Here is a 12,952-nt window from a genome sequence, read left to right on the forward strand (position 1 = left end):
GATGCATTCAAACACAATAAGGGATAACAATGGCTAACGAATACATTCCACCAAAAGTTTGGACAAACGATAATGAAAACGGCGGTCAGTGGGCGAGCATCAACCGTCCGGATTCTGGTGCACGTCACGAGCAAGAGCTTCCAGTTGGTGAGCACCCATTCCAACTTTACTCAATGGGGACACCAAATGGTCAGAAAGTGACGATCATGTTTGAAGAGCTTTTAGCGGCAGGCGTAACAGCAGCAGAATACGATGCATACCTGATCAAGATTGGCGATGGCGACCAGTTTGGTTCTGGTTTTGTATCCGTTAACCCGAACTCAAAGATTCCTGCGTTGGTAGACCGTTCAGGTGCGGAGCCAGTGAATGTGTTTGAATCTGGCAACATCTTGTTTTACCTAGCAGAGAAGTTTGGTCACTTCCTGCCTACAGAAAGTGCGAAACGCGCTGAGGTAATGAACTGGCTATTCTGGCTACAAGGTTCTGCACCTTACCTAGGCGGTGGTTTTGGTCACTTCTACGCGTACGCGCCAGAGAAGTTTGAGTACCCAATCAACCGCTTCACGATGGAAACAAAACGTCAGCTAGATGTACTCGACAAGCGTCTTGCAAACAATGAATTCCTAGGTGGCGATGAGTACAGTATTGCTGATATCGCAACTTGGCCTTGGTACGGCAACCTTGTATTGGGTCGCGCTTACGATGCGGCAGAATTCTTGGACGTAGCAAGCTACAAAAACGTTGTGCGTTGGGCGAAAGCGATTGATGCTCGTGAAGCGGTGAAACGTGGTCGCATTGTTAACCGCGCATGGGGTGAAGAGTGGGAGCAAGTGGCAGAGCGTCACAGCGCAGCAGACATTGATGCGGCTCTGGCACAGAAACCTGAGTAGTTCCTCCTCCTGAATAAACAAAAAAGGAATGCATCGTCGCATTCCTTTTTTGTTGTATTAAAGCTCAGCTTTCTCGAGTAAGAAATCAATGAGTACACGAACGCGTTTGGCTTTTTGCGTGTTTTTGTGGAAATAAACATACAAACCTGAATAAGGCTGCCAGAACTCTTCTAGCACTGGCACAATCAAACCTTTCGCAAAGTCGTCTTCAACGATTGGAGTTACGATGCGACCAATCCCCAAGCCATTAATTGCAGCGTCGACCATGAGGTCAGTGTCATTCACAATCAGCGCAATTGGCATATTGACGGTCACTGTTTCACTTTTTTGGTTTAGGGTAAGCGGTGCGATTTGGTTAGAAGAGATAAAACGATACTGGATCAGTTTGTGTTGCTGTAGATCTTTAGGTGTTTTTGGTACCCCATACTGCTCAAGATAAGAGGGTGATGCGAACAACGCTTCTTTTACCGGTGGGGTAAGTTGCCGTGCGATCATGCCATCTTCCACTTTGTCGCCAAAGCGAATACCCATATCAAACCCTTCTCGAATAATATCGACGGCTTTGTCTGACACCGAGATTTCCAATTGAATATCTGGATAGCGTTGGCAAAACTCTATGTAGATGGGTTTGAGAAGCGATTGGTATACAAAGCGGGGTAAGGTGATACGAACTTTGCCAGATGGTACTCGCCTTAAGTCGCTGATGCTTTCTATTGCAAGACTCAAATCAGACATTGAAGGACGAGTACGCTCGTAGAGCTGCTGGCCGGCTTCTGTCAGCTCAATCCGACGAGTTGTACGTGTAAATAAGGGTAAACCGAGTTGTTCTTCCAACATCTTGAGAGCTTGGCTTACTGAGGGGGGGCGCGATTTCCAACTTACGTGCCGCAGCGGTGATACTGCCTTCTTGCGCTATCGTATGGAACATCATTAACTGGTTGTAGGTACTGCCGTTCATATGTCATTCCTAAATCAAAGACATTATTAGTTTTTGCCTAATAATGATTTAAGTAAAGAGCATCTAAAACTAAGGATTGTTTCAGCGTATTCTCTATGCATCGGTTAACGTTTTGAAGCAGAGGAATTACGATGAGTAAAGTACTGGTTATTTCAGGTCACCCAAACTTAGATGCGTCATATACCAACACAGTTATTCTAGACGAGCTAAAAGCAGGGCTTAATGATGTGGAAGTTCGCCGTCTAGATACTCTGTACCCGAATTATCAAATTGACGTGGAAGCAGAGCAAGCGGCGCTTTTAAGTGCGGATGTCGTGGTGCTTCAATTCCCATTTTATTGGTACTCATCACCAGCGCTATTGAAGAAGTGGGTTGATGATGTATTCAGCTTTAACTTCGCGTATGGTCCAGAGGGCGACAAGCTCAAAGGCAAGGATTTCATGTTGTCATTTACGATTGGCGGTCCTGCGGAGTCTTACGACCCTCTAGGCTACAACCACTTTACGATTGAGCAGTTTGTTTACCCATTTCAGCAAACGGCTTACTTGGCTGGCATGAACTACCAAAAACCAGTTTATACACATCGTATGGTTTACATTCCAAACGTGTACAACAAGTTAGAGGAAGTACAAGCACGCGCAAAAGATCATGCGAATCGTTTGATAGCGCAAATTGAAGCGTTAACGTCTTCGCCAGAAAGCCGTATTCAAAAGTTTGTAGGTCAATGGTTTGCGAAGTTTGATTTGCTAGACGGGGAGACTGACTTTTTTACTGAGAAGTTAGCTGAAGATGTCAAATGGCTGATGCCTGAGGGGGAGTTTTTCGGTCATGATGGTTTCCGCGATTGGTATGCGATCGTACGCAACACTTTTAAACCTAATTGCGATCACGATGTTCAGCAGATTGAAGTGACGCCGAATGACGACGGCTTCCAAGTAGAACTGCGTATTTTGTTGTCAGCTGAAAGCGTTGAAAATAATACGATGAACGGTGAAGCTGTTCATTTAACGGTGAATGAAACGTGGCAGGTCACTATCCAAGAGTCGGGTGATATTACTGTTCATGAATACAGAGTAGTACCTGTAAATCACTAAGTGTTACGCAAACACAAATGGCAAAAATGAGCGCGAATATGCGCTCATTTTATTGTTTTTCTGATTTTTGGCTTTTCTGATTTTGTTATCGCTTCTATAGTCTCACAAGCCTCACATACTTATCGAGCGGTTGCTGGCAAAATGGCGTCACCTTTGTAGGCTGGTAACTCTGAGCGCAGACCTTTAATTAAGCTCACACACATTACTAACAGCACCAGCGTAAATGGTAAGCCCGTTGCGACTACACCCGATTGTAAGGCTTGCAGCGCTTCTTTACCGCCAATCCAAAGCATAACCGCAGCAATAGAACCTTCAATACATGCCCAAAAAATACGTTGAGGTACAGGAGCATCAATCTTACCGCCAGCTGTAATGCTATCGATAACCAATGAACCAGAGTCTGATGAGGTAATGAAGAACACCAAAATCAGAACAATAGACAGTACTGAAATGATTGAACTAAATGGCATCGCATCGTAAACATGGAACAGAGTCAGCGAGATATCGGTTAGGCCGTTAGCACCTAATTCACCGACCTTGTTCACTACTTGGTCTAGCGCAATACCACCAAATACGGACATCCAAATCAGTGTCACGACAGTTGGGATCACGATAACGGCAAAAATAAACTCACGAACGGTGCGACCTTTTGATACGCGGGCAATGAACATGCCAACGAATGGTGACCACGATACCCACCATGCCCAGTAGAAAACCGTCCAACCATGCATCCACTCTGTATCTTCTCGACCATGTGGGTTACTTAGCGCAACAATATTTTGTGCATAAGCCACTGTGCTATCCCAAATAGAAGCGATTGCAATGTTGAAGCTAATATAAATAACAAATGCCAATAGGGCGAAAGCGACCATCATGTTGATGTTGCTGAGCAGCTTAACACCACCATGGATGCCACGAATTACCGATAGCACGGCAATGAAGGTGACAAAAGCGATGACAATCATCTGCATACCAATGCCACCCTCTAAACCAAATACGTGGTTAATACCGCTAGTAGCTTGTTGAGCGCCTAAGCCGAGTGAAGTGGCGAGACCAAATAATGTCGACAGTACTGCCAAAATATCAATGATGTGACCAAACCATCCCCAAGCTTTGTCGCCAACTAAAGGGTAAAAGGCTGAACGTAAAGACAGTGGTAGGCCTTTGTTAAATGCGAAAAAAGCGAGAGAGAGTGCAACGATGGCGTAGATTGCCCAACCATGAATACCCCAATGGAACATGGTTGCAGCCATCGCAAGGGATTTTGCATCTTCAGTGTAAGGCTCTACGTTGAGGGGTGTACCATACCAGTCAGTAAAGTACGCCGTTGGCTCGGCCACACTCCAGAAAAGCAGACCAATCCCCATGCCTGCCGCAAACAGCATAGAAAGCCAAGAAACGGTTGAGTGCTCAGCACGTGCTTCTTTGCCACCAATTCTGATCTTACCCAGAGGTGAAAGTAGTATGGCGATAGCGAATAAGATAAAGAAGTTTGCTGACCACATAAAGAACAGATCAAAGTCTGCGATGATGCCATTTTTCAAGCCATTCAAGGCTTCACGAGCTGTAGTGGGTTCAACAATAAGAAGAGAAATAAGACAGAGAATCACAAGTCCAGCGCTAATTCCAAAAACTGGATTGTGGATATCAAAACCCCACTTTTGTACGTTGTCTTGACCAACCTGATAATCGGTAGTTTCGATACTATATTTTTTTAGTGCATTATCCATAAATACAACATATACGCTTTTTAATGTGCTTATCTTTATCTAAAAAAAGCACTAAAACCGCCCTCCATTTATTTTGAGTTCAAATTAAAAAATGCGACGAGATGATAATGTTTTGTGTAAAATTGTGCAAATTTAACTTTGCTTGTGTGGTTTTGTGGCAGTTTTTGCCATTTTTTGATTGGGTTGGCGAGTAACATTGTAAGAGGTGTAATTTTTTGAAGTGTAAACTTTTCGTCGTTGAGTACGGCTAGCAACTAGAGGCCTATAGAGTCGTATAAGCGATAAGCTAACGAGCTAAATACTAAATACACGGGTATAGGACATTGGTGACATTCGTTGATAGACCAACCGTATCAATGTGGTCGGTATTAGTCAGAACATTCTCTTATTGCGGTGATACATAGTCTGAGTGAATGCCTGAGGTCTATAAGCCTTATAAGATTTGAATTGTTTTTGTACAAATTTCAACTGGCATCGCATTCTTTTCGACAAATATCGAGTAAACGTAACCAATCGTAACAGAGCTGCTGTAACTGAACAGCGTTTCAATATACTCGACTAAGTTTGTAAGCCCAAAGAATGCTGATATGAAAAATAACACTTTATTCACTGCCACGTTAGCAACCACACTGACGGCAGTCTCCTCCTTTAGTTTTGCTGCGCCGACGGTTGTACCTAATGCCCCAGAACTGAGCTCTCGCGGTTATGTTTTGATGGACTACCACACAGGAACGGTATTGGTAGAACGTGATGCGGATAAACGTTTGAATCCTGCAAGCCTGACAAAGCTAATGACAGCCTATGTGGCAGGTCAAGAAGTGAAGTCTGGCAATATTAGCCTTGATGATGATGTGGTGATTAGCCGCAATGCTTGGGCCAAGAACTTTCCTGATTCTTCTAAGATGTTTATCGAGGTCGGAACTTCGGTTTCTCTATCGGACCTTTACCGTGGCTTGATTGTTCAATCAGGCAATGATGCGAGCGTTGCGATTGCTGAGCATGTGGCGGGCAGTGAAGCTGGTTTTGTTGGCTTGATGAATAGCTGGGCAAACCAACTTGGTTTAGATAACTCGGCGTTTACCAACCCACACGGTTTAGACAGTGACGGCTTGTATTCAACGCCTCGAGATATCGCCACTCTCGGTCGTGCGATTATTCGAGACTTGCCAGACATTTACCCACTCTATAGTGAAACCTCATTCACTTATAACGGCATCACACAATACAACCGTAACGGCTTGCTGCGTGATCGCAGTATGAACGTGGATGGGATGAAAACAGGTTACACTAGCGGCGCGGGTTATAGCCTTGCCACTTCTGCCACTAGCGGCGACATGCGTTTGGTCGCGGTTGTGATGGGGGCGAAAAGCCCGAGTATCCGCGAGTCGGAAAGTAAACAGTTGTTAAGCTACGGTTTCCGTTTCTTTGATACTGTGGTGCCAACAGTGGCAGGTAAAGACATGGCCTCTGCTCGTGTGTGGATGGGGGATAAAGATGAGATTCGTGTAGGTGTTGAACACGATGTTTACCTCACTTTACCGAAAGGGGATGTCAATAAGCTGGAAGCTGACTTGGTTTACCATGGTGATTTGATGGCACCAATCCAAAAAGATCAAGTGGTCGGAAAAGTACTGTATAAAGTGGATGGCGATATCGTGAAAGAAACCAACCTTGTCGCGCTAGAGCCCGTCGATGAAGGTGGTATCTTTAAACGTCTTATGGATTGGTTCAAACGTTTGGTGTCGAGCTGGTTTTAATTCCAAATAGATTTAATTTACTTAGGCGGCCAAGTTGGTCGCCTTTTTGTTGGGAGAAATCATCAGAGATACAATAACGGAGTGACAAGTGCATAAGACGCTACCTTTGATATTCACCTTTCTAGTTACTGGCTGTACCGTTCCATCCTATACAACAGGCACGCCTGAGCAGTGTGTGGGAGTGATGTCAACGCAAGATGCCTATGGCTACCTCAATCCAAACCATTACACCATGCAGGTACTTGCGCTTAAGCAGGAGAGGGACGTAAAAGAATACATTCGCTATATTGATCCTCAATACCCGGTATGGGTTAACTGGAAGAATAGTCGAGGTACGCGTTGGTATACGGTGACGGTTGGGGACTTCAAAACGAAGCAAGATGCTTACAATGCGCGTTCGTCTTTGCCAAGCCGCGTCAAACAGTCTGCTCCTTTTGTTTTGACGTTTGCAGAAATGCAGCGTAAACAAGAAACGAGTGTAGTAAGAATGCGTTAGAAATGTGATGACACAAAACGGAATCGAATGTCTTTCCGTTTTGTGTATTACGGTAAATTGATTATAGCAGGCTTAGAATAGTTTCTGCTTTGCTGGCTTCAAACGTTTTTGGCTCTTCGATGTTGAGTGTAGTGACAACACCATTTTCAACTATCATTGCATAGCGTTGAGAGCGTACACCACCAAAACCGCCAGTATCCATTTCGAGGCCTAATGCTTTAGTAAAGCTTCCGTCCCCATCGCCAAGCATGGTGAGCTCTGAAGCGTTTTGTGCTTCGCCCCAAGCATGCATAACAAATGCATCATTCACCGACACACATGCAATCAGATCGACGCCTTTTGCTTTAATTTGATCAGCGAGCACAACGTATCCAGGTAAATGCGCTTCTGAACAGGTTGGTGTAAATGCACCAGGAACCGCAAATAAGACTACTTTCTTGTTCGCAAAAAGTTCGGACACTTGGTGGTTTACCATTCCATCAGCTGTCAGTTCACTGAGTGTTGCACTCGGGAGCGTTTGGCCTTGTTGAATCATGATTCTCTTCCTTTTGTGTATGCTTTGCTTAGCTTACTCAGTCTAGCGCCAAAACAGTCGTCTAACCACAGATGGATTGTAAGGTCTTAGTGGCATCTTATTAAGATTATTAGTGACAGATAGAGCTCGTCTAAAGGAATAAGAGTGTAGAGATTAAGAGTTCGGAGAGTTAAAACTGGAATAAAGAGTTAGCAAGCCACTCATATAGGATCGATTTCAACGTATGATGTTTTATTTCTAGCACACACCGGCTAAAAATCGACTACTCAGAGGCTAAACCTGAGTAACACCATACGAGAAAATGGGGATTATAGACTATTACGTGCTCTTCTCATTGTGAACTGAGGAGGGGGCGATACCTTGCACTTCGATATGAAATAGAGAGGAATATAGAAAGGAAATTAGCAGAAGTGTTATAGATCAAACAATTTATCAAATTCTCTTTGCGCCATGATGTCTTCAATACGGCGGCGAGTTTGTTGCTTCAATGCTGTAGCATTTAGCTCCGCTTCTTTCTTTTCTTTCTCAATTTGCTTTTTGTTCTTCTTGCTCATTATATATTTCCTGCTCGTTGTTATATCTTATTAATGCACAGAATGGATTTATTTAATAATAAAACTTCCTAGCTTTGAACCTGAGTCACACAGTATGTCACCTGAGTAGCTCTTTTCACAGTATTTAAAATCAATGAGATAACAAGTTGATTTTAGTTTTGGTAATATGTGACGTCGTAGAATATCACCATTTAGTTGGTGTATGTTGGCACGCCAAGAAATGTCGGGTTGTTTTAAATGAAATTCTATTTCTATCATTTATTCTCCTGTTTGTTAGTGATTTTTTGTTTGCTTGATAATTGGTACCAGTGTCGTTGGCGACCTGTTCTTTTAGACATAGATTTTTCCTAATTTAATTAATAATATCTGCATGATAAATTTTGGCCGCAGAAAGCCAGGCAATAACAAATTGCTGAAAGAGATTTGTAAATGAATGGAGAGAAATTGGCGCAGCAAGGACTTGCCGCACCAAGAAAAGCTATCTTAAAGAGGAGTAACTTCAGTCGCTTGAGGACCTTTTTTACCATCTTCTACATTGAAGCTTACTTTCTGACCTTCAGTCAAAGTTTTGAAACCATCTGCAACGATAGCGTTGAAGTGTACAAACACATCTTGGCCGCCGTTGTCTTGAGATAAGAAACCGAAACCTTTAGTTTCGTTAAACCATTTTACTGAACCAGTTACTTTACCAGACATAAAAACCTCTGAATTATATACAAATTTTAGATGGATCTTTTTTAAGCTATTGAATGTGCAATGAAGAGGAAGTTTTACGCAGGTGTCTGAATTGAGGGATTCAAGAAATTACTGAGAGGGAACTTAAACTAAATGTAGCATTAACAGCTCTATCTTAGAGCCAGTGGCCACTATACAGAGTGTTTAAAAAATAGCTAGATAAATTTTCAATTAAATTTTGTTCATCCATCTAACAATTCATTTTCCCAGCGTTTGATGGCTTGTTTTCCACACTCAAGCCCAAGGTCGTAGGCTTTGCGAAGAGGTTCCGGTGAGCGACTTAGTCGCTTTAATTTGAAGTTATTGGGAGGGCAAACCTGAATAATCTCAACATTAGCTGGTGGGTTTTCGATCAGATGTAATGCTTGGTTGTATCGTTCATGACGAGTCAGCATGGGTTGGATTAAGGCGGGTGTCTCTTTTAACAAATGAGCCGTAAGCGAATTGAGTTTAGGGGGGGATTTGCGGTAATGAGCCGGACGACTGCGAAGAATCATGATTTTGCGTGCCCCACGCTTTATTGCTTCGGCTACTGGAATGGCATCGGCTACGCCGCCGTCAACATATGTCACGCCATTTAAGCGAACACCGCTACGGTACAAAATCGGTAATGCACTGCTGGCTTTCATTGTTTCGGCTAGCATCTCAACCGATGGTGTTAAGTACTCGGGCTGTCCATTGTCTTGCCTTGTAACACCAAGGAAGAAAGGGCGTTCATCCGCTCGTAGTACATTCTTATCTATACCTAACTCTTTGAGCGTAATATTCCACATCCAGTCAAGGTTCATGATATCGCCACCTCGTACGATTTGGCTCGGTGAGATGAATTCTTGACGCAAACTGTAATCGAGATAAATCTTTCGATTTCTTCCTGGCATTTTGGCAAGGTATGCTGCCAAATTGCTTGCACCTGCAGATACCCCCCAAAAACTATCAAAAGGGGAGAAGTTTTTGGCTAAAAAGTGGTCAAGTACCCCGCAGGAAAATATGCCGCGCATTGCGCCACCCTCTACAATTAATGCACGAGATCCAACTTGTTCCATCCTAGCTCCCATTTCTACCATGCTTTCTCCAACAGTCTAGAGTAACGGATCTAATTACGGTTGGGGAATAATTTATTAAAAGAATGAAACCATATGATTTTAGTTATTAGGGGGGCATCGCTTGATATGTGCTACCCGATAACGGGTGTAAATGCAATGTTGTAGGTAATAAATAGCAAAAAAGCAGAGCACCAAGATGCTCTGCTTTTGTAAAAATCTGTTCTGCGTAGACCGTTTTCGTTGAAATTGTCTTGACTATAAATTAGACAAAATCTGCTCGATTGGCAGTTTGGTAAACGCATAAGTAACACCGACACAGAATGCTGACCCAGCCATACCAATACCAACGGTTGTTGCTAATAAAAGAAGTACAATTTTAGGCATGAGCTCTTAACCCCTTTTTGAGTGATTGGCGAAATATACCGACTCATTTGCTGTTTGCGTTTGGCTTGATAAGTCATGAACTTGATGACAAATGCCGCGATAGTAGTCTCTTCCACACCAAGATACTGTTTGGTTGTGATACTACCAATTCCATCAGATTCTTATTTGTGGTGAAGCATCAAAAATCTAATAGAGTTGGTATTCGACATATTACTTATCAATGTGTTGCCAATAACGTGGTGCCAATAACGGCTTCTTTACGTTATGTTCTACGTGGTTAAACTATTGAGTAAAACACACGAATGCTACCCACGCAGCTGTAAGAGCAAGGAGTGGAGTGAACACTTTTTGAATTGATGCGCCATCAGTCAAGTCATAGATTTTGATCGACTCGTTATAGAACGCACGTTTGAATGCACCGAAGCTGATTTCATTTTTTACATTTGACTGTTCGTAACGCTGATGAACAGAATCTGTCATTTGAGATTCAAGATCTTGCATCTCGTATTCTTTGTTAAAAAATGCATCCCACGCAGAAATACGAGCAATGTTTTTTGGTGATTGTTTGCCCTTTAGTTTTTCTAGGCGTTTTGCGTATGCAGCTTGATATTTATCCACGGTAAATTCCTACATGAATAGACTGTTATCGAGAACACAAAAGGTGTTCTTTTCATTGGTTGTAAAAAGCAAAAACTGGGAATAAAAGGGTAAGCTTTTACGCATTCAATGATGGCTGCATGTAAGTACGGCATTTGTTTGTTAAAGAGCGGTTGAAAGGAGCTACTTTCTTTCGTTGCGGATAATAGGATTTGCATTCAAATGCGACAAACAAAAATAATTAGTCAAAATAATAAGGAATACGAATCGTGGTTTTGAGCGCTTTGTGATAGTCAATAGCATGTTGAACATAATGAATAACGAAATGCATGTTTTTAATTGCATGATTTTAAAGAGTTATTTGGCGTTGTGCATTCTGGTTTTCATAGAAGTAGTTTGTTAGCCATGCGGTGGGATGACGATTAGAATGGGCACGGTTTGAATTGGATATTTTTATGAAAGAAAAGTTACTCACGGTAATAAATAGCGGTAAAAAATCAGATAAAGAGCTGATTACTTTGTATCAGCGCGTCCAAAAAAGTTCAGATAAGCTATCTGGTGAAGAGGTCAAAGAGCTGATTTGGGCTATCGAATTTCAATTGAGAGATCGATTTCCAAGAGCTGCAAATCGCATTTTTGGAGCCAGAGACAAAGAGGTCATTGCTCTCTTAGAAAGTGTGGTCAGGGAAACGACTGCTCACTTAAATCACAATAAAGTGGGCAGTCATGTGAAAACTGGTGGTGGACGAATTCGTGGTGATGTTTATATTCAGACTTACATTTCCTACAAAAATGGCTTGGGTCAGAAAGCGGAGTTGTGTTTGGAACAGCAAACGTTTGATAGCGAGTTAGTTGCGATCGTTTATGAGCAACCCTCAAAATCGGCTCTACGAACCCAAAAAATATTTAATTTTGGTCAGTTTGAACAAGCGAAACTCGCGTATATAACGTTGCTTCAGCAGTACTCATCTTAATGGGTTGTGCTGTCGTGATTTTTTAAACGCATGATAAATGCCTAGGTCTTTCCGCTATTCATTGAGGGGGCGCATTTTAGCCAAAACGCCGGCACTACTGGCTCATCACAATACTGCTTAGGGTGTGTTTGGACAGCTGCGCGTCATGGAAGGGCAAGCGATGTTCCACGCGAAAGCGTGATAATTAAATCAACGCCCATGAAGACAGAAAGTCGCCTTATTGTTAGGCGACTTTCTGTTGATATTTAGTTGAATGCAAGATCGCGATTGTCAATGCTGACCGGAATGTACTGAGACAGCATTTTTACCAGCATGATTGAACGTTTTTCACCATCCCATTCTTGGAATATGGCTTCAACATCGGCAAATTCTCCGGACTTAACGTAAATTCGATCACCTTTTGATGGCAAAGATGAACTCCCCACATTGCTCATATCAAGTGATCTCATCTCATCGATTAAGCCACTGGGCACTTCTTTTGGTTGTGCGCCAACACGGACGAAGTCAACCACGCCTCGAGTGGAACGAATACTCGTGAAACTAGGACCTTGTAGATAGTCAAAGTTGACAAACATGTACGAAGGAAACACTGGCTCTTCAATATGTTGTAACTTGGAACGCACTACTTTCTCCACTTTAATGGTTGGATAGAAGCACTCAAGGTTTTGGTTCGTCAGGTGCTGGTGGGCGCGTTTTTGTTCATTTCGTTTGCAGTAGAGTAGGTACCAAGCTTTCATTTTGAATCTTGGCTAGCCTTAGGTGTTGATAAATGAGAAGGCACTGTTCCTTTTTGCTGTGAGCAATCAGCAATGCTCATCCAACCGAGAAAGGTGTCATTTTCACCGAAACATACCACTTTAGGTGAAAATGTCTCTGCAAGCAGGGATGGTGAAAAAACAAGAATAGTTGAAAGTAAAATAGACCTAGCCATTATTTATAATTCCCTATGGGTATAATTTTGGCTTGGATTGTATGCATCTAATTGCTTTATAGCTAGTATTATATTCAATCTAACAATATATTGAATCAAAAGTTATATATTGAAGCTTGTAATGGCTTAAAGACCGAAGTGAATTGTTTTGGATTCTGAACTAACGTGCAAATTTTGTTGGTGATATTAATTAATTGTTGGCTTGTGCTTTTGTAATGGAGAGCTTGTTGAAAACCGTTGTGAGAAGTTACAACGGTTTATTTATGTTCAAGAA

Annotated in this window: 14 protein-coding genes and 1 pseudogene; 5 read left to right on the plus strand and 10 right to left on the minus strand. The window is 42.5% G+C overall.

What is annotated here, in order from left to right:
* The first annotated feature begins 29 nt into the window (after positions 1-29).
* On the plus strand, positions 30-890 hold the full coding sequence (yghU, locus tag KHN78_RS14245; RefSeq protein ID WP_211916587.1) for a glutathione-dependent disulfide-bond oxidoreductase: 861 nt from the start codon (positions 30-32) through the stop codon (positions 888-890).
* Between the two features lie 57 nt (positions 891-947).
* Here yghU and KHN78_RS14250 read toward each other — a convergent pair.
* A pseudogene (locus KHN78_RS14250) lies at positions 948-1,848 on the minus strand (LysR family transcriptional regulator).
* A 131-nt stretch (positions 1,849-1,979) separates the two neighbouring features.
* Here KHN78_RS14250 and KHN78_RS14260 point away from each other — a divergent pair.
* Positions 1,980-2,942: an NAD(P)H-dependent oxidoreductase gene (locus tag KHN78_RS14260; protein WP_211916588.1), complete on the plus strand. Its 963-nt coding sequence runs from the start codon at positions 1,980-1,982 to the stop codon at positions 2,940-2,942.
* 119 nt (positions 2,943-3,061) lie between these two features.
* Here KHN78_RS14260 and KHN78_RS14265 read toward each other — a convergent pair whose 3' ends face one another.
* Positions 3,062-4,672 (minus strand): BCCT family transporter, encoded by a 1,611-nt coding sequence (locus tag KHN78_RS14265; RefSeq protein ID WP_211916589.1) that lies wholly within the window; start codon positions 4,670-4,672, stop codon positions 3,062-3,064.
* A gap of 587 nt (positions 4,673-5,259) precedes the next feature.
* Between KHN78_RS14265 and KHN78_RS14270 the strand changes: the two genes are divergently transcribed.
* Both KHN78_RS14270 and KHN78_RS14275 read left to right on the plus strand, forming a co-directional pair.
* A complete protein-coding gene (locus KHN78_RS14270) occupies positions 5,260-6,429 on the plus strand; it encodes a D-alanyl-D-alanine carboxypeptidase family protein (RefSeq protein WP_211916590.1) in 1,170 nt (389 codons plus the stop codon).
* A gap of 184 nt (positions 6,430-6,613) precedes the next feature.
* A complete protein-coding gene (locus KHN78_RS14275; protein ID WP_211918803.1) occupies positions 6,614-6,925 on the plus strand; it encodes an SPOR domain-containing protein in 312 nt (103 codons plus the stop codon).
* A 61-nt stretch (positions 6,926-6,986) separates the two neighbouring features.
* Here the strand turns inward: KHN78_RS14275 and KHN78_RS14280 are convergent, their stop codons facing one another.
* From KHN78_RS14280 to KHN78_RS14300, 7 genes are all read right to left on the minus strand, one after another.
* Complete coding sequence (locus tag KHN78_RS14280) at positions 6,987-7,460, minus strand: peroxiredoxin (protein ID WP_211916591.1); 474 nt, start codon at positions 7,458-7,460, stop codon at positions 6,987-6,989.
* Positions 7,461-7,873: 413 nt separating this feature from the next.
* Complete coding sequence (locus KHN78_RS14285; RefSeq protein ID WP_128813260.1) at positions 7,874-8,014, minus strand: adenosine deaminase; 141 nt, start codon at positions 8,012-8,014, stop codon at positions 7,874-7,876.
* Between the two features lie 48 nt (positions 8,015-8,062).
* The gene (locus KHN78_RS21990) at positions 8,063-8,272 is read right to left on the minus strand and encodes a hypothetical protein (protein WP_317984253.1); all 210 of its coding nucleotides are present in this window, start codon (positions 8,270-8,272) and stop codon (positions 8,063-8,065) included.
* A gap of 225 nt (positions 8,273-8,497) precedes the next feature.
* On the minus strand, positions 8,498-8,710 hold the full coding sequence (locus KHN78_RS14290) for a cold-shock protein (RefSeq protein WP_099080410.1): 213 nt from the start codon (positions 8,708-8,710) through the stop codon (positions 8,498-8,500).
* A gap of 221 nt (positions 8,711-8,931) precedes the next feature.
* Positions 8,932-9,792 carry a patatin family protein gene (locus KHN78_RS14295; RefSeq protein WP_211916592.1) on the minus strand — a complete coding sequence of 287 codons (861 nt, stop codon included), beginning with the start codon at positions 9,790-9,792 and terminating at the stop codon, positions 8,932-8,934.
* Between the two features lie 255 nt (positions 9,793-10,047).
* The gene (locus tag KHN78_RS21850) at positions 10,048-10,176 is read right to left on the minus strand and encodes a hypothetical protein (RefSeq protein WP_263422528.1); all 129 of its coding nucleotides are present in this window, start codon (positions 10,174-10,176) and stop codon (positions 10,048-10,050) included.
* A 282-nt stretch (positions 10,177-10,458) separates the two neighbouring features.
* Entirely contained in the window at positions 10,459-10,794 is a 336-nt protein-coding gene (locus KHN78_RS14300; RefSeq protein ID WP_211916593.1) for a hypothetical protein, read from the minus strand.
* 434 nt (positions 10,795-11,228) lie between these two features.
* Between KHN78_RS14300 and KHN78_RS14305 the strand changes: the two genes are divergently transcribed.
* Positions 11,229-11,747 (plus strand): hypothetical protein, encoded by a 519-nt coding sequence (locus KHN78_RS14305; RefSeq protein WP_211916594.1) that lies wholly within the window; start codon positions 11,229-11,231, stop codon positions 11,745-11,747.
* Positions 11,748-11,992: 245 nt separating this feature from the next.
* Here KHN78_RS14305 and rfaH read toward each other — a convergent pair whose 3' ends face one another.
* A complete protein-coding gene (rfaH, locus tag KHN78_RS14310) occupies positions 11,993-12,484 on the minus strand; it encodes a transcription/translation regulatory transformer protein RfaH (protein ID WP_211916595.1) in 492 nt (163 codons plus the stop codon).
* Between the last annotated feature and the right edge of the window lie 468 nt (positions 12,485-12,952).

It is taken from the genome of Vibrio sp. B1REV9 (assembly GCF_905175395.2).
GTDB lineage: Bacteria > Pseudomonadota > Gammaproteobacteria > Enterobacterales > Vibrionaceae > Vibrio > Vibrio alfacsensis.

Bases quoted from the DNA above. Each gene is read 5' to 3' on its own strand.
- KHN78_RS21850 (WP_263422528.1), bottom strand. From the start codon at position 10,176: ATGCCTAAAATTGTACTTCTTTTATTAGCAACAACCGTTGGTATTGGT.
- KHN78_RS14295 (WP_211916592.1), bottom strand. From the start codon at position 9,792: ATGGAACAAGTTGGATCTCGTGCATTAATTGTAGAGGGTGGCGCAATG.
- KHN78_RS14285 (WP_128813260.1), bottom strand. From the start codon at position 8,014: ATGAGCAAGAAGAACAAAAAGCAAATTGAGAAAGAAAAGAAAGAAGCG.
- KHN78_RS14260 (WP_211916588.1), top strand. From the start codon at position 1,980: ATGAGTAAAGTACTGGTTATTTCAGGTCACCCAAACTTAGATGCGTCA.
- rfaH (WP_211916595.1), bottom strand. From the start codon at position 12,484: ATGAAAGCTTGGTACCTACTCTACTGCAAACGAAATGAACAAAAACGC.
- KHN78_RS14305 (WP_211916594.1), top strand. From the start codon at position 11,229: ATGAAAGAAAAGTTACTCACGGTAATAAATAGCGGTAAAAAATCAGAT.
- yghU (WP_211916587.1), top strand. From the start codon at position 30: ATGGCTAACGAATACATTCCACCAAAAGTTTGGACAAACGATAATGAA.
- KHN78_RS14270 (WP_211916590.1), top strand. From the start codon at position 5,260: ATGAAAAATAACACTTTATTCACTGCCACGTTAGCAACCACACTGACG.
- KHN78_RS14275 (WP_211918803.1), top strand. From the start codon at position 6,614: ATGTCAACGCAAGATGCCTATGGCTACCTCAATCCAAACCATTACACC.
- KHN78_RS14265 (WP_211916589.1), bottom strand. From the start codon at position 4,672: ATGGATAATGCACTAAAAAAATATAGTATCGAAACTACCGATTATCAG.
- KHN78_RS14290 (WP_099080410.1), bottom strand. From the start codon at position 8,710: ATGTCTGGTAAAGTAACTGGTTCAGTAAAATGGTTTAACGAAACTAAA.
- KHN78_RS14280 (WP_211916591.1), bottom strand. From the start codon at position 7,460: ATGATTCAACAAGGCCAAACGCTCCCGAGTGCAACACTCAGTGAACTG.
- KHN78_RS21990 (WP_317984253.1), bottom strand. From the start codon at position 8,272: ATGATAGAAATAGAATTTCATTTAAAACAACCCGACATTTCTTGGCGT.